Genomic DNA, 16,825 nt, shown 5'->3' with positions numbered 1-16,825 from the left:
AATTTCGTCACTGGAAAGTGAATGTGGTACAATTTTTTTAGAACAAAAGGACTGTGAGTTGAGGAATGATGGAAAATCATAAATATGCAGTTGTCGATATTGAAACAACAGGCCACTCATCGACGAATGGTGACCGTATTATTCAGCTTGCAATTGTATTTATTGAAAATAACAAATTGGTAAACACATATACGACTTTTATAAACCCAGAAAAGCCAATTCCTCTATTTATCCAGGATCTGACTAATATAGCGGAAAGTGATGTTGAAAAAGCACCATTATTTGAGGATATTGGAGCAAAAGTATTGGGTATGCTGCAGGATCACATTTTTGTCGCTCACAATATTCACTTTGACTTACCATTCCTTCAGAAGGAACTAAAGAGAGTAGGTCTTCCAAACCTAGTATGCAAAACAATGGATACGGTAGAATTCACAAAGCTAATGTTTCCGAACCTTTATAGTTATAAGCTTCAGGATATAGCAAATGAGTTAGAAATCAATTTAGAATCTGCTCATAGAGCTGATGACGATGCTCTGGCAACTGCTCATTTGCTTATAAAATGTATCGATCAATTAATGAAGCTACCGCTAAAAACTATCGAATTATTACATAAACGTTCCTTTCAGTTAAAATCTAATTTATCTATATTATTTTTTGATGTACTTGTTGAAAAAAGAAAACAGCTAGTGTCAGAAGGTTTTCTACTTTACCGAGGGATTCCGATAAAGGAAATTTCTGATGAACAACATGAAGAAACCGATTCATTGTCATTTCCTGAAACACGGGACAAGAAAATTGAATTATTTAGTAAAAGTATCCCCAGCTTTGAAGAACGTGAGGGACAATTTGAATTGATGGATCAAATTCAAGCATCCTTAACAAATGAATTAGAAATAGTTTGTGAGGCCGAAACGGGAATTGGTAAAACACTAGGCTATCTATTACCTGCTGTCCTCTATTCATTCGAAAAGAAAAGACCTGTAATTATAAGTACATATACAACTCATTTGATCGATCAATTGGTGAGTGAAGAAATACCAAAGATCAACGCAATTTTAGAAACTAATGTGAAGGTAGCAACATTAAAAGGAATGCATCATTATATTGATCTGTATAGCTTTTGGCAGCAGGTTCAACTGGAAGATGAGTCATATGATGAAACCTTTACGATTATGCAAATTTTAGTATGGCTTACTTTAACCGAGGATGGCGATTTAACTGAGCTTAATGCCTCGGGTGGCGGCCAATTATTTGTCGATAAAATCAGAAGAGGAAGCTTGTCTAACAAAAAAGAAGTAGGAGCAAATGATTTTTATGAAAGAGCTCTTCGTAAAAGTGAAGACTGCCATATTTTAGTTACTAATCATGCAATGGTAATGACCGATCAAGAAAGAGAACAACCAATATTAACAGCTGGTTGTGCAATGATTGTCGATGAGGCCCATCAAATGATTCACGCTAGTATGTCTCGCGGTGAGCGTATTTTCTCTTATACCAATTGGAAATATGTTTTAGGACAATTTGGGACACTTGATACCGAGCAATTGTTGCAGAAATTGGAGCTTTTGCATGTTCCATTATCTATTCAAATTCAATTAGAAAAGCAATATGTAGAAACCATTGAGAAATTTGATAAGGCTGTTTCCTTTGTAATTGATGCCTTTCTTCAGAAAAGTAAAAGGAACGGGAAGAGCACTAAAAAGACTGTAGCATTAGATGACCTGGAGTTAGACCAAACTATTTTCCGCTCCGTTGCAAATTCGATTCAGGTTTTCATCTTTTCTACCAAATCTATGATTGACTCATACAGTAAACATGTGGAAGACGAGAAAATACAATCATTTATCAATGAATGGCAATATTGGATTAGAGAGTTAGTCATTAAAGTCAGTGAATGGGATGAAATTTTCTTACAGAACAGAGTGACAGAGGCAAGATGGTTAGAAGTTGATACTCGGAGTATTCCTGGTAGCCTTACTGTTATAAAAAGACCACTAAATTATAGAGAAGATATTAGAAAAGCCTTAATGACGCATCGAGAAGTGGGAGCGGTTATTTGGACGTCTGGAACAATTACGGTACCTTCTAATAGGCATTTCATCACGACCCAACTCGGGTTGGGTACAGAAATACCTATCTATCAGTATAAAGCCGCTAGCGATTATTATAGTGGAGCGGAACTGCTAATTGTGGAAAATATGCCCGACATTAAACAGGTATCGCAAAGTGATTATATTGAAGCGGTTGCGGAAGCAGTGGTCCAAACTGTTCTTGTATCAGAAGGTAGATGCTTTGTTTTGTTTACCTCCCAAGATATGCTTCGTAAAACTGTGGAATTAATACAAGATACTCATTTGTTGGATGATTATATGCTTTTTGCACAAGGCATGACATCTGGAAGTAGGATGAGATTATTAAAGTCATTCCAGCGGTTCTCCAAATCAGTTCTTTTTGGGACGAATAGCTTTTGGGAGGGAGTGGATGTTCCTGGTGATGCCTTATCGGTTATCATTATGGTTCGGTTACCATTCTCTTCTCCAGACGATCCATTATTCAAAAAAAGAGCAGAATTGTTAACGAAAAATGGGCAAAATCCATTTTCTGCTTATTCTTTACCAGAAGCGGTGTTGCGTTTTAGACAAGGTTTCGGTCGTCTGATTCGATCATCTTCAGATAAAGGCGTTTTCATCGTCTTGGACAGACGTATAGAGACTAAGTCATATGGAAGAGACTTTTTACAGGCTATTCCTAATATTCCTGTTAAGAAAGTATCGCTAGAAAATATGGTCTTAGAGCTAGAAAATTGGTATACTGATGAAGGATGATTTTAGAAAGCGGGTTGGAATATGGAAAACAAAATAGAAACGCTATCAACTGTTATAGTTGACTACCAATCAGACTTATATAAAATAGTCGATGTATTGAATCGTACGCTTAAAGAGAAAGACTTAATGTTCGGGCTTGCTCTTGATAAGCAAGATGAAAATAAAGCGGTTTTCACCATTTATAGGACGTAACAGATGGGACTTAAAAAGTGGTTATTATTTATGGTTATTTTTGCATTAAGTTTAACGATTGTTATTAGCTTATTAATTTACTTTCAAGCCAAAGGTCCATTTTCTGAAGCAACGGATAAAGCAGAATCGTATGTTTTGGAGAACAATTTGCTAGCTCAGGTGGATAAAACTTACGTATATAACAATACTTCCACTTTTTACACCGTAATTGGTTCGACAGCTAAAGGGGAAGAAAAAGCATACTTTTTACCTCATGGGAAATCGGACGAAAAAATTATGGAAGTGAATCTGGAAGAAGGAATATCAGAGCAACGAGCAGTAGACTTGGTGATGAAAGATGTTAAAGAAGGTAAGCTTTTACATGCTAAACTCGGTGTAGAAGAAATAGGGCCGGTGTGGGAAATAACCTATGTAAATGCAGAAGACAACCTCAATTATGTATATTTGTTATTTGATAATGGAGAATGGTGGAAGCGAATTTCGAACTTATAGTCAAAAATTTTGGAGGGTATAATGAAAAAAATCATGATTAAAGATATGGCCAACCATGTTGGAGAAACAGTAAAAATGGGCGCTTGGCTTGCTAATAAGCGCTCAAGTGGTAAAATTGCCTTTTTACAATTACGAGATGGTTCTGGTTTTGTACAAGGTGTAGTAGTAAAAGAAGATGTTGGGGAAGAAATCTTCCAAACTGCAAAAGGTTTATCGCAAGAAACTTCTATGTATGTAATAGGTGAAGTGATTAAAGATGAACGATCTTCTTTTGGATATGAACTTCAAGTAAAAGAAATAGAAGTAATTCATGCAGCAGTCGATTTCCCTATAACTCCTAAGGAGCATGGTACGGAATTTCTAATGGACAACCGTCATTTATGGTTACGTTCTAGAAAGCAACATGCCATTATGAAAATTCGTAACGAAATAATTCGTGCTACATATGAATTCTTTAATGAAAATGGTTTTGTGAAAATGGATCCACCTATTTTAACAGGTTCATCGCCAGAAGGTACTTCTGAATTATTCCATACTAAATATTTTGATGAAGATGCATATCTTTCACAATCAGGACAATTATATATGGAAGCAGCGGCTATGGCATTAGGAAAAGTATTTTCTTTCGGACCAACATTCCGTGCAGAGAAATCTAAAACTCGTCGCCACTTAATCGAATTCTGGATGATTGAACCAGAAATGGCTTTTGTTGAATTTGAAGAAAGCTTAGAAGTGCAAGAACAGTATGTTTCATTTATTGCGCAGGCAGTATTGAAAAACTGTACACTTGAATTAGAGCGTCTTGGTCGTGATACGTCTAAATTAGAAAATATTCAAGCACCATTCCCACGTATTTCGTATGATGATGCTATTAAGTTTTTACAAGAAAAAGGCTTTGATGATATTAAGTGGGGAGATGATTTTGGATCACCTCATGAAACAGCAATCGCAGAAAGCTTTGACAAACCAGTATTTATTACTCACTATCCAATAGGCATTAAACCATTTTACATGCAGCCACATCCAGAACGTGATGATGTAGTTTTATGTGCTGATTTAATCGCTCCTGAAGGGTACGGAGAAGTAATTGGTGGTTCTGAGCGTATTCATGATTATGAATTGATGAAACAGCGTATTAAAGAGCATAACCTAGATGAATCCGCTTATGCTTGGTACTTAGATTTGAGTAAACAAGGGGCTGTACCACATTCTGGATTTGGATTAGGATTAGAGCGCACAGTAGCATGGTTTAGTGGGTCAGAGCATATCCGTGAATCTATTCCGTTCCCACGTTTGTTAAATCGTTTATACCCATAAAAAGTAAATAGAAATTATATAGAGAGAAAGGAGTACGAGCATGCAAAAGCGAGATCGACTCCGTATCTGGACTGAGCAGGGAAATGTAACTATTTCCCAGCTTTTTTTTAGTCACTATAAAGCGATCAATATTAGAGATGAGGAAGCTATTCTTTTATTGCATTTAATCGCTTATGGAGAAGCAGGAAATCATTTTCCTACCCCACAGAACTTAGTGGAACGTACTTATTTTAGTGAAGATAAAGTAATAACTATTTTGCAACGCCTTATGCAGAAGGGGTTAATACAAATAGAAAAGCATCTAGATCAAAATGGGATACATTATGAATACTATTCCTTTCATCTATTATGGGAGCTATTAGTAGATTATATGGAACAGCTACAAAACGACGATAAAGACCTTCACAGTAAAGAGGAGGAAGGGGATATATATAAATTATTCGAACAAGAATTTGGTCGATTATTATCTCCTATGGAATGTGAAACAATTGGTATGTGGTTTGACCAAGACAAACATTCTGTATCGTTGATTCGATTGGCATTAAAAGAAGCAGTACTTTCTCAAAAACTTAGTCTGCGTTATATAGATCGAATTTTATTTGATTGGAAGAAGAAAAATATTAAAACAGTGGAAGCTGCTGAAAATCAGTCCGCACAATTTAGACAGCATATGCCAGTTCAAAATCCAACGGAACAGCCATCGTCTAGTGTGAAGGTTCCATTTTACAACTGGTTAGAAGAAAGAGAGTAGGTGTAAACTTTGCTTACAAAGGTACAATGGCTCTACTGCTTAGATGAAATGGAGCAAATGTTCCCAGATGCACATTGTGAGTTAGTTCATGAGAATCCATTTGAATTATTAGTTGCCACTCTATTATCCGCACAATGTACAGATGTGTTAGTCAATAAAGTAACAAAAAACTTGTTTCAAAAGTATAAAAATCCAGAGGATTATTTAGCTGTATCCATTGAGGAATTACAGACAGATATTCGTTCGATTGGTTTATTTCGAAATAAGGCTAAAAATATACAAGCACTGAGTAGGCAGCTAATAGAATTGTATAACGGAGAAGTGCCGCCTGACCGTGATTTACTCACTACGTTTCCAGGAGTAGGTCGGAAAACGGCTAATGTTGTAGTTTCGGTTGCATTCGACATTCCAGCGATTGCGGTAGACACACATGTGGAAAGAGTTTCAAAGCGATTAGGTCTTTGCAGATGGAAAGATTCTGTGCTACAGGTGGAAGAAACGTTAATGAAAAAAACACCCATTGATTTATGGTCAAAAACGCATCACCAGCTAATTTTCTTTGGTCGCTATCATTGTAAAGCGCAAAACCCAAATTGCCCAGAATGCCCTTTACTCTCGGTTTGTAGAGAAGGGAAGAAGAGGATGAATAAGATTGTCCCACAATAATCAACGTTATTTCGATGAATGGGAAATAATTAGGGAAGAACTACTTCAGTTAATCCGAAATAAAGATCCGAAAAAAAGTGAGCTTATGCGAAAGGGTATTCATCAGCTAATGTATATACTTGATGAGACAGAAGAAGCAACACCTCTTAACTATATGGAACGCACTACATTTATCAAGTCCAATATAGATAAACATGTTGCTTTTGTTCAACTCGATGAGCTTTTTAAAGAAACAAAGAAAAAATTAGCGCGTATACGTGCACAATCCAAAAGCGAGTGAATCCAAGAGATTCATTCGCTTTTTTAGATTTTAGTAGAATTAGCTTAAGGGAGTATGACATCATCCTTCATGAAATAATGGAGAGCATCAAAAATGTGTCTATTTTAATAACATATACCAAAGGGAAGGGAAAAGGCATAGTAAACATCTTTACTTTTATAATATAATAATTTAATATAGTTAAAGCAAAGTACTTTAATTGAAGTACTTTAATCGAAGTTTAGTTGAAGAAGGGAAATAAAGAATGAAATTCAAACAATTTTTAAACTTACAAGGCTTTAAAGCATCTATTTTTATGGGCATATTTTATGCTATAGCTATGCTATTAATTTTTCTATTAGGCTATTCAGCATTACCCGGTAATATGGATGAACTAAAAGTTGCGATTATTAATGATGATGCTGGTGAATCCGGTTCACAAATAGCGGAACAGTTGACCGAATCTTTACCATTTAAGATAGATACAGAGTTAACAAATGAAAAAGCTTTAGATAAATTAGGAGATAACAAGTATGCATTAGTTATCCATATTCCTGAGACATTTACAGAAAATGCTCAAAAAGGTGAATCAGCTCAAATTGATTTCACTGTAAACGAAGCATCAGCTACAATGGTTTCATCAGCAATGAGCTCAGTTGTAACAGAAATTAACAACCAGTTAAGTACAAGCTTCTCCACACAAACGGCTCAAGGTGTATTATTAAATATGAATGTACCTGAAGAGCAAGCGACTGCAATAGCAGAGCAAATCGAAACGGCTTATGTAGGAAACTATGTCATCATGAATGATGTGCCAGATGGCATGCACAACGGCATGTTACCTATGTTCTTAACGATGGCTTGTTATGTAGGAGCAATGATTGCGGCAATGCAACTAGTCGGTGCCTTTAAACTTAGCCGTGGTAAAGCGTCTAAAGTAAAATTATTCACTTATGTACAAGGTTCAGCTTTAATCATCGCAGTTGTTTCAACGATCTTTGCATTAATAGTGGCGTTTTCAATTTCAGATTTGGATACAAGTATTATATTAAAACTTGCAGGTCAACAAATCTTGTTATATATGGCGGCATTTAATGTATGTGCAATCTTCACATTCTTAATTGGTGAAGCAGGTATGATTATTAATATTCCTGTATTATTATCACAAACGATTGCGAACGGTGCGACAATGCCTCGTGAAATGATGTATGGTTACTTTAACTTCGTTAGTCATATTTCACCTATGTACTATTCCGTCCAATCGTATTATGCGGTTATGTTCGGTTCTACAGAACAATCTCCTTTCTTATGGGGCTTAGTAGCTGTAGCAGCCGGTGCAGTGATTATCAATATGATCATCGTGAGATTCGTTCACAAAGACGTACCAATGGATGCAATAGCAAGCGCAACTACAAGCGTCCCAGTAAATGCTCAGCCAATAGTAAATAATTAATAATAAAGCTTCAATCATGTTACATGGTTGAAGCTTTATTACTTCTAATGTAAATTAAGTATGGAGGTGTATTATGTCAATCCAGATTTATATTTTAAGTAAGTTAATGGAAGAGGATAATTATCCTTATAAATTAAAAAAAGAATTATCAGATCCTATTCCTTTTGATAAAATAGGTGATTTAACAGAAAGCAAACTATACTACCATTTCGAATCTCTTTCAAAGCAGGGGCTAATCCAGCAGGTAGAAGTCATCAAGGAAGAAAATCGACCAGATAAACAGGTTTATGCCATAACTGAAAAGGGTCGTGAGATCCTGCCTAAAAAAATATATGAACTATTTGAAAAAGCAAATAAGCTAGCAGAAGTAATCGTTGGGTTAATGTTTTTACGTTATGTAGAGAAATCCCACATCATTCTTATTTTGGAGAAAAAGCTAGAAAGTTTGCACTCGAAGCAGTTACAATTAAAAGATATATATAGTCATATTCGCGTAGAGGATACTGTGCAGGAAATGGTGGACTTTGCGGATGGTTATATCTCAGATACGATCATAAATGAAATTACTTGGCTCGAGAACTTAATTGCTAAATTGAAAAAAAGGGATATATATGAATCTTGAGATAGTATGTGGAGAGCATTGCACTTAAATAGCCTAAATCTAACATAAATAAAGAAGCAGATCTTGACATTAGTCAAGATCTGCTTCTTTTATTATTAAGGGGTTGTTCCAGTATCATCATTTTCTCCAGTACCTCCAGTACCTCCAGTACCTCCAGTACCTCCAGTACCTCCAGTACCTTCAGTTGGAGGGACAGTCGATCCATCATCAGGCTTTTCTGTTCCTGCACCAGGACCAGGACTTGCACCACCTGCACCAGGATCTGTCCCTGAATCTGACCCATTACCGTTGTTACCATTGCCATTGCCGTTATTGTTTCCATTTCCATTACCGTTGTTGCCATTATTGCCATTATTATTTTCATTACCATTATTCGAGCCGTCTGGATTTTTTGGCTCTTCTTCAATTGGCTCAATTTCATCTAATTCTTCTTCAACTTCAGCATCTAACGTTAATTGTACGGAAACACTTTCACTTCGGATACCGTCTGAGACTGCGGTAACGCTGAACATATATGTGCTTCCTGGAATAAGACTTTGTATGATTAAACCTTTTTGTTTAGTCGTTTCAATTAATTCATTGGCTCCGTTATCTACCTTAACGGCAACTTCAAATTGAACTTCCGTTTCTAAATCTTCTTGTTCAAAATCCCAAGATAATGTAGCAGTAGAAGCTAGTTCATCATAATCCACAGAAAGATTGGATGGTGAATTCAATTCGAGTTGTTCATATTCCTCAGAAACTGCGGTTGGCTCTGTGCCTTTTACAAATAGTTCCGTCAGTTTTAGTTCGTCAGGTGTATATTCACTTGCTAGTTTAAGAGGGCTTGAGCCTTTTTCAATTGTGGCTTCTACGACAGAACTTGGTTTCTTAAATTTCTCATTCGCTGTGTCTGTAGAAATGTTAGCCATAACTTCATGGAAAATATTTTGAGGAAGATTACGTTCCTCATTCGTTGTCATTGGTGTTTTCATCTCTGGATATCCAGACCAAATAGCAATTGAGTAGTCTGTTGTGTATCCAGCGAACCAAACGTCAGGAAAGGCGCTACTTGGTAGGTCCCATTTATCCATATCATCTTTACTATAGTTAGATGTTCCTGTTTTACCAGCAATATCTAAACCGCTTACTGCAGCTCGCTTACCAGTACCTTTTGTCAATACATCACGTAATACATCGGTAACCATATAAGCAGTAGAATCTTTCATAACTTCTTTAGATTTTGGTTTATAATTTTTTTCTGTTTTTCCATCACGATATACGATTTTATTAATCGAATATGGCTCTGTATGGACTCCGCTATTTCCAAAAGCTGCATAAGCTCCGGCTAATTGAATAGGGGACATTGCCTTAGAAGTACCGCCGATTGCGCTACTTTCTGTTATATTCCCAAGATCAATTCCAAATCGGTCTATAAATTCTGCGGCATTCTTTGTACCAACTTCTTGCAGTGTTTTAACTGCAGGAACATTTCGAGAATTATATAACGCTTCTCTAAATGTCATCTTACCTTTGTATTTACCATCGAAGTTTCGTACTACTTGCTCAGTTCCCGTATAGGTAATTTTTTCATCGGTAATTGTTTGTCCTGTTGACCAGCCTAGGTATTCTATAGCTGGACCATAATCAATCAGTGGTTTAATCGTTGAGCCTAGTGAACGTGTTGTCATGTCCTGAGCAAAGTTAAAGCCTCTATCAGCTCCATAATTTCTACCACCACCAACAGCTGCAATAGCACCTGTTTTCGTATCGATTACTGATACGGCTGACTGGATATCTTCAGTAGGGAACATATCAGAGTTTAATGTTTTCTCTACTTGTTGTTGAGCATTTGGTTGTAATGTCGTGTAGATGGTAATCCCTTCAGAGATAGCACCCCCATCTCCATTTGCTTCTAATTCATTTAAAACGATATCTATAAAAGCATCATATTTAGAATCCTGTTTAGCAACTCGTTGATCTTCGGGTAGTAGTGCCTCTTCAATAGGGACAGCTTGAGCTGCTTTCATTTCTTCCTCTGTGATTTTGCCGTGTAGATTCATCAAATGTAATACAACATTTCTTCGATCTTTTGTAAGTTCTGGATTTTTAAACGGGTTAAACGCATTTGGACGTTGTGACATACCTGCAAGAACTGCGAATTGATCCAAAGTAAGGTCTTTTAGGTCTTTACCATAGAAATGTTGAGCTGCTGTCCCATAACCGTAAATTCTTCCAGACATTAGTACTTTATTAAAGTACATTTCAAAAATTTCTTCTTTTTGATATTTTCTCTCAAGCTTTATGGAAAGATAAGCTTCTTGTGCTTTTCTTTTTAAAGTTTTTTCATTTGTAAGAAACGAGTTTTTTATGACCTGTTGTGTAATCGTACTTGCTCCTTGATCACCAAAACCATTTGTGAGGTTAGCGAGTACGGCTTTCCCTAAACGTAATACATCGACACCGAAATGATCGTAAAAACGAGCATCTTCTGTAGCGATAATCGCATCTTCCATTTGTTGTGGAATATCGTCATAAGCGACATATTCCCTGCTCTCCGCCCCCACTGTTGCGAAAAGATCACCGTTAGCGTCTAACAATTTTGGACTAATTGGATCTTTTAATGAAGTTTCATCGAGCTCAGGGGCACTGCTAGCATAGAAGGCGAATAATGACCCTCCACCTATAAGTCCGACGACACCAATAATGACAATGGTTAATAAAATTCTTTTTACCCACATTTTAGCTGGTGTTTTAGATTGTTTCTTTTTTTGTAATTGTTTTCTTCGTTGTTCACGAGTCATTTTTTGCTCACTCATAAACGTCTCCTCACTTTCACTTTATACGTTCAAGTCATTAACTATTTTTATATAATCAATTCTTGGTGCATATCTTGGAGTAATTTCTATTGCATGTGATTCCATTTCAGTTATGGCAATAGACTTCCTTCCTCCTGTTAGCATTCTATCCCAAAACAATGATAATTGTTCAAATGGCAAACAAAAATAACGATCTAATGCAGAAAAACGGACGAGCAAAAAGGTAATCCCTTGTTGTTTAGAAACCTTTCTCATATGTTCTACCTGATGAAGATGAATATTTTTTAAGGGAAACGCTGTTCTATTTTCCGTTTCTTTTGCTTCAAAGTCAATATATCTCCCTTTATATACTCCATTAAAATCGGTTGTAGAAGGAGTACGATAGTAAGCTTCTTTAATAACAGCACTACTCCTTGAGGGATAATCTACTTTGACGACTTGAATAGGTATCGGCTTTTTATGAATAACAGCTATATCCTGCGCAATATAATATTCATTTGCATCACTAATTTCGTCCTCTAACGTCTTACCCCTATTGCTGAATGAGTAATCCTTTTTCTTTTCTTTTGTTGCTTGGATCACGGGGACATACGCTTTTCCATTTGGATAATGAATAGCCAAAATAATCACCTCTTTATGCTATTAGTTTATCACAAGTAGATTAGACGAACAGCTATTAAAGAAGGTTTCATATTCCGAAATGTCGAGTAGGCACTTGTTTTGTCTATCGAGAAGATGCTTTGTCATACAGGAAGGAGAGTAAATAAATCCAGCGAATAAATACTAAAAAAGGGGGACTATAAAATGAACAAAATTGAAAGATTAATAGATCAGTTAGAGCTTCTAGAATTTTTATTGGAAACGAGATTAAATGACGAGCAGGATAAATTTGAAGAGGATTTTAGTAAAAACTCATTTCGATTATTAGGCAAGCTAGAAAAAATTGAAAACAAATTGTAAGGAATGTACGTTCGCTTAGAACTAGTAATATTAGTGTGAATTTGCTAAACTGTAAATAGAATGCGAGGGATCACTTTGTCATTATTAAAGCTTAGCAACCAACTAATGAAAGAATGCGATGATTGCATTTTACGTTTTCATCAATATAGAGAACTTGATAAAGAGCCAGATTTTTTTATAGATGTAAAACCACATGCATATAAAATAGATGAGATCTGTCTGGAATGGGAACAATTGGTCCGGAAATGGATTCAAGTGAAACGTCCAAAATATGTCCACCCAAGCCAAATTGACTCATTACTTGAATCCATGAAACAGTTTATCGTGCAATCTTACTATAAAGGGACAAGCAAAAAAAGATTTCTTTCGTCTGTCCATTCATCCAAATACACGCTAGAAACAATTATTCAAGCTATTAAGGAAGTAGGGGATGAATATGCTTGAAAAACAAAGCATTCATCAATTATTAGATGCGTGGAAAGTGGATGAAAATCGCTTTCCACAAATTGAACATATTCACACAACCGAAGAAAAAGAAGCAATTTATGCTCCATTTCCAGAGACAATGCATTCGTCCATTCAAAAGGCATTAAAAAGCCGTGGTGTAAATCAGTTATATATACATCAGCGACTAGCCTTCGATTCAGCGTCATCTGGTAAGTCTTACACAACGATCACTCCTACAGCCTCTGGAAAGTCACTTTGTTATCATCTCCCAGTACTACAATCGATTATGGAAGATCCAACCTCACGGGCAATCTATCTATTTCCAACAAAAGCATTAGCACAAGATCAAAAAAGCGATCTAAATAATTTGATTGAAGCAACAGGGGAAGAAATACTAAGTTACACATATGATGGTGATACAGCCCCGGGTATTAGACAAAAAATTCGGAAGTCTGGACATATAGTCTTAACTAATCCTGATATGTTGCATTCGGGTATCTTACCACATCATACAAAATGGGTTACTCTATTTGAAAACTTAAAATATATTGTGATAGATGAAATCCATACATATAAGGGTGTTTTTGGGAGTCATGTTGCACATGTTATAAGACGTCTGAAAAGAATTTGTGCATACTACGGAAGCAATCCACAATTTATTTGTACTTCTGCGACCATCAAAAATCCAAAGGAACTAGCTGAAAATTTAACGAATACACCTCATGAATTGATCAATCAAAACGGTGCGCCAGCGGGGAGAAAACATTTCATATTTTATAATCCTCCAATAGTCCATCCAGTTTTTAATGTGAGAAGGAGTGCCGTTTTAGAAGTTAGAGATTTGGCACAGGAGTTATATGTAAATGGTATTCAAACAATTGTTTTTGCGAAGAGCCGTGTGCGAGTAGAAATGCTTGTGACGTATTTACAATCCTTAGTTAGTAAAAAGATTAATGATCAAACAATAAGAGGTTATCGAGGCGGTTATTTGCCTTCGGAAAGAAGGACTATTGAAAAGGGACTAAGAGAGGGAGTAATTAGAACGGTTGTTAGTACCAATGCATTAGAGTTAGGAGTCGACATTGGACAGCTGCAGGCGTGTATTATGACGGGATATCCAGGGAACATTGCTAGTGCTTGGCAACAAGCTGGACGAGCAGGTAGACGACAGGATGAAGCACTTATTATATATGTGGCCGGGTCTACCGCTCTTGATCAATATGTAGTAAAACACCCTGAATACTTTCTTGGACAGTCTCCAGAAGAAGTAAGGATTCATCCGGATAATATGATAATTTTAATGGATCATTTAAAATGTGCCTCCTTTGAATTACCTTTTTCACCTGCCGATATGTATGCAGAATTTTCTATACAGGAGTTACTAGCATTTCTTGAAAGTGAAGGTGTCCTTTTAAAAACATCAGAAAAATGGCATTGGATGTCTGATAGTTTTCCGGCAAGTAATATAAGCCTACGTTCCGCATCTCAAGAGAATGTTATTATTATCGATCAATCAATTCCAACTAAAACTAGGGTTATTGGTGAAATGGATCAATATAGTGCGATGACATTACTTCACGAAGAAGCTATTTACTTACATCAGGGAACTCAATTCCAAGTAGAAATTTTAGACTGGGAAGAGAAAAAAGCATTTGTGCGAGAAGTCGATGTCGATTATTTTACAGATGCTAATATAGCAATTGAGTTAAAAGTATTAAGCGAAGATAGAGCAAAAGAAGCTGACATTGGGATACTTCGATTCGGTGACATTATAGTGTTAGCACAACCAACTATATTCAAAAAGATTAAGTTTGATACACATGATAATATCGGTTCTGGTCAAATCCATTTACCACCAATAGAATTACATACTTCTTCTACCTGGTTTAGTTTTGATAAACCAGACGGCTGGAAAGACACTTTGTTGTCAGACGCAATGACAGGGGTTTCTTATGCGTTACATGCTTTTATCCCGCTATTTATTCATTGTGATGCGAAGGATATCCATGTTGTGCCTCAGGTTAAATCGATTCACGGAGAAAAACCGACTTTTTATATGTATGATAGTTATCCAGGTGGAATCGGTCTCTCTGAAAGAATGTTTGATCTTTGGAATGAGTTAGTACCAAAAGTAACAGTTCAGGTAGAGAGTTGCTCTTGTATGCATGGCTGCCCTGCATGTATTGGTGCTCAAGACGCGGAGTTGAATCTAAAGGAAGAAGTGATTAAGTTACTTCATTTATTGCAGGTGGACCGCCATGTCGTATGAAAAAAAACTCATGCAAATGAAGAATTTAGTGAAAAAGAAGCCAATTGAAGAGGTAGTAAAAAAGGAAGAGTCAGAAATGGCGCTTCCCTTTTACGTTGAACCATGGAAAAATGCAGGGTTAAAATTTATACAAGAAGAAAAAGGATTTTACTTTGTAAAGGAAACTTTTTATCCTTTGGGGCATATACATGGGAATATTGGGCTTAATAAACTACAACAGGCAATAAAGTTTATGCAGGAAGTCTATCCGACGCATCCTTTAACTATTACTAAAGAAAGTCCCTTTTGTTTTTATGATACAGAAACGACCGGGTTAAAAGGTGCGGGAGTACTTATTTTCTTAAACGGAGTGTTAAAGGAAGTGGAGGATGGGTTCTTGCTTACTCAATTTGTGCTAGCTGATCCAGGTCAAGAGGTAAGTTTCTTAAAGGCGACTGATTTTTGGGTAAACGAACAGACTATTATTACGTATAACGGGAAGAGTTTTGACCTTCCCCAGCTGCTATCAAGATGGACGATGAATAGAAACGATTTACCACGATTAAAGCACCATCATCAAATTGACTTAATGCATTCTTCTAAAAGAATTTGGAAGGGTGAATTAGAGCGTTTTAAGTTAAAGCAAATAGAGGAAATGAAGCTTGGATTTAAAAGAGAAAATGATATACCTGGTCACCTAGCACCAATAATCTATTTTGATGCAGTGAAAAGTGGTAATCCTATCAATTTGATGAAGGTATTAAAGCATAATGAATGGGATATTTTATCGCTTGTAACGCTTTATATTCTCTCCGTAGAATTACTTCAAGAAAAAGATGTAGTGGAAACAGCCACAACTTATACTAATATCGCTAAATGGTTTAGAGATTTAAAAACGATGAATACAAGTATGGATTGGTTTACTTTTGTCGTAAATAATTTTTCAACAGAAGAGACTAGTATCGCTTACTATTTCGTGGGTCTCCATTTAAAACGAGCTCGTTCTTACGAGGACAGTTTGAAAGCGTTTGAACAAGCATTGAAAGAGATTTCCGGGAAATATCGTATAGAGGTTTATATTGAGCTGGCAAAGCTATTCGAACATCAAGTAAAAGATTTCCCAAAAGCTTTAGAAATGACGCAGCAGTGCATAGAATATGAAGCAAAACTTAATAAAGACGTACAGTCTCGCTTGAAAAAGGAACTTACTAAGAGAGAAATGAGAATAATTCGGAAGTTAAATATTTCCCGGGAAAGCGCAGAACATAACAAAAAACGCATATAAACGGCTGAAAAAACTCCATTATTCGACACCGATATGCTATAATATGAGTAGCGAATTGTTGATGGAAGGAAGATACCATATGGAATTTAAACTAAAGGCATCTGATATATTAGAAAAAGAATTTAAAACGGGTTTAAGAGGTTATAACCAAGAAGAAGTAGATGTTTTTTTAGACGATGTTATTCAAGATTACGAGGCTTATGAAAAAAGAATTGCACAACTCCAATTAGAAAATAATAAACTAAAAGAACAACTAGAGGAAATGCCAAAGAGAACACAAGCTGTTGCACCGCAAACTGGGGCAACTAACTTTGATATTTTAAAGCGTCTTTCACATCTAGAAAAACATGTTTTTGGTAGTAAATTGTACGAATAATTATTACTAAGTCTCCTATAGAAATCACAGCTCTACTTGTAGACTAATCGGGCATGACTTACAAAAAAAGATGCTAAAGACAATTTGGCATAATCTTATATTGAAAAACTTTGGAGATTCGTATATAATGG

General features: G+C 36.1%; 16 protein-coding genes. 14 read left to right on the top strand and 2 right to left on the bottom strand.

Going from position 1 to position 16,825, the window contains the following annotated elements:
* Positions 1–68 precede the first annotated feature (68 nt).
* The 9 genes from dinG (at position 69) to BM260_RS02335 (ending at position 8,580) form a co-directional block, all read left to right on the top strand.
* Entirely contained in the window at positions 69–2,828 is a 2,760-nt protein-coding gene (dinG, locus tag BM260_RS02375) for an ATP-dependent DNA helicase DinG (protein WP_322788053.1), read from the top strand.
* A gap of 21 nt (positions 2,829–2,849) precedes the next feature.
* Positions 2,850–3,020, top strand: coding sequence for a YpmA family protein (locus tag BM260_RS02370; protein WP_093534627.1), 171 nt, complete (start codon positions 2,850–2,852; stop codon positions 3,018–3,020).
* Between the two features lie 3 nt (positions 3,021–3,023).
* Positions 3,024–3,512, top strand: a complete 489-nt coding sequence (locus BM260_RS02365) for a cell wall elongation regulator TseB-like domain-containing protein (RefSeq protein WP_093534625.1) — start codon at positions 3,024–3,026, stop codon at positions 3,510–3,512.
* A gap of 21 nt (positions 3,513–3,533) precedes the next feature.
* The gene (gene asnS, locus BM260_RS02360; protein WP_093534623.1) at positions 3,534–4,829 is read left to right on the top strand and encodes an asparagine--tRNA ligase; all 1,296 of its coding nucleotides are present in this window, start codon (positions 3,534–3,536) and stop codon (positions 4,827–4,829) included.
* Between the two features lie 40 nt (positions 4,830–4,869).
* Positions 4,870–5,580, top strand: coding sequence for a DnaD domain-containing protein (locus BM260_RS02355; protein ID WP_093534621.1), 711 nt, complete (start codon positions 4,870–4,872; stop codon positions 5,578–5,580).
* A 9-nt stretch (positions 5,581–5,589) separates the two neighbouring features.
* Positions 5,590–6,246, top strand: coding sequence for an endonuclease III (gene nth / locus BM260_RS02350; protein WP_093534619.1), 657 nt, complete (start codon positions 5,590–5,592; stop codon positions 6,244–6,246).
* Positions 6,233–6,526: a YpoC family protein gene (locus BM260_RS02345; RefSeq protein ID WP_093534617.1), complete on the top strand. Its 294-nt coding sequence runs from the start codon at positions 6,233–6,235 to the stop codon at positions 6,524–6,526. Before nth ends, BM260_RS02345 begins: the two co-directional genes overlap by 14 nt.
* 244 nt (positions 6,527–6,770) lie before the next feature.
* On the top strand, positions 6,771–7,958 hold the full coding sequence (locus BM260_RS02340; protein ID WP_093534615.1) for a YhgE/Pip domain-containing protein: 1,188 nt from the start codon (positions 6,771–6,773) through the stop codon (positions 7,956–7,958).
* A gap of 73 nt (positions 7,959–8,031) precedes the next feature.
* Positions 8,032–8,580, top strand: a complete 549-nt coding sequence (locus tag BM260_RS02335) for a PadR family transcriptional regulator (protein WP_093534613.1) — start codon at positions 8,032–8,034, stop codon at positions 8,578–8,580.
* 95 nt (positions 8,581–8,675) lie between these two features.
* Here BM260_RS02335 and BM260_RS02330 read toward each other — a convergent pair whose 3' ends face one another.
* Together BM260_RS02330 and recU are read right to left on the bottom strand one after the other, a co-directional pair.
* Positions 8,676–11,378, bottom strand: coding sequence for a penicillin-binding protein 1A (locus BM260_RS02330; RefSeq protein ID WP_093534610.1), 2,703 nt, complete (start codon positions 11,376–11,378; stop codon positions 8,676–8,678).
* 21 nt (positions 11,379–11,399) lie between these two features.
* On the bottom strand, positions 11,400–11,999 hold the full coding sequence (recU, locus tag BM260_RS02325; protein ID WP_093534608.1) for a Holliday junction resolvase RecU: 600 nt from the start codon (positions 11,997–11,999) through the stop codon (positions 11,400–11,402).
* 183 nt (positions 12,000–12,182) lie between these two features.
* Between recU and BM260_RS18335 the strand changes: the two genes are divergently transcribed.
* The 5 genes from BM260_RS18335 to gpsB all read left to right on the top strand — a co-directional run bounded on the left by BM260_RS18335 (position 12,183) and on the right by gpsB (position 16,694).
* Positions 12,183–12,338, top strand: a complete 156-nt coding sequence (locus BM260_RS18335; RefSeq protein ID WP_175496162.1) for a hypothetical protein — start codon at positions 12,183–12,185, stop codon at positions 12,336–12,338.
* Between the two features lie 75 nt (positions 12,339–12,413).
* Positions 12,414–12,782: a YppE family protein gene (locus BM260_RS02320; protein WP_093534606.1), complete on the top strand. Its 369-nt coding sequence runs from the start codon at positions 12,414–12,416 to the stop codon at positions 12,780–12,782.
* Positions 12,775–15,054, top strand: a complete 2,280-nt coding sequence (locus BM260_RS02315; protein ID WP_093535686.1) for a DEAD/DEAH box helicase — start codon at positions 12,775–12,777, stop codon at positions 15,052–15,054. The genes BM260_RS02320 and BM260_RS02315 overlap by 8 nt, the downstream gene beginning before the upstream one ends.
* Entirely contained in the window at positions 15,044–16,318 is a 1,275-nt protein-coding gene (locus BM260_RS02310; RefSeq protein ID WP_093534604.1) for a ribonuclease H-like domain-containing protein, read from the top strand. Before BM260_RS02315 ends, BM260_RS02310 begins: the two co-directional genes overlap by 11 nt.
* Before the next feature lie 79 nt (positions 16,319–16,397).
* Positions 16,398–16,694 (top strand): cell division regulator GpsB, encoded by a 297-nt coding sequence (gene gpsB / locus BM260_RS02305; protein ID WP_093534602.1) that lies wholly within the window; start codon positions 16,398–16,400, stop codon positions 16,692–16,694.
* The last annotated feature ends 131 nt before the right edge of the window (positions 16,695–16,825 follow it).

Origin of the sequence: Psychrobacillus psychrotolerans, assembly GCF_900115805.1 — a bacterium.
GTDB classification, from domain to species: Bacteria; Bacillota; Bacilli; order Bacillales_A; family Planococcaceae; genus Psychrobacillus; species Psychrobacillus psychrotolerans.
The sequence above is the reverse complement of the archived record's forward strand: the minus strand, read 5'-3'. Positions and strand labels throughout refer to the sequence as shown.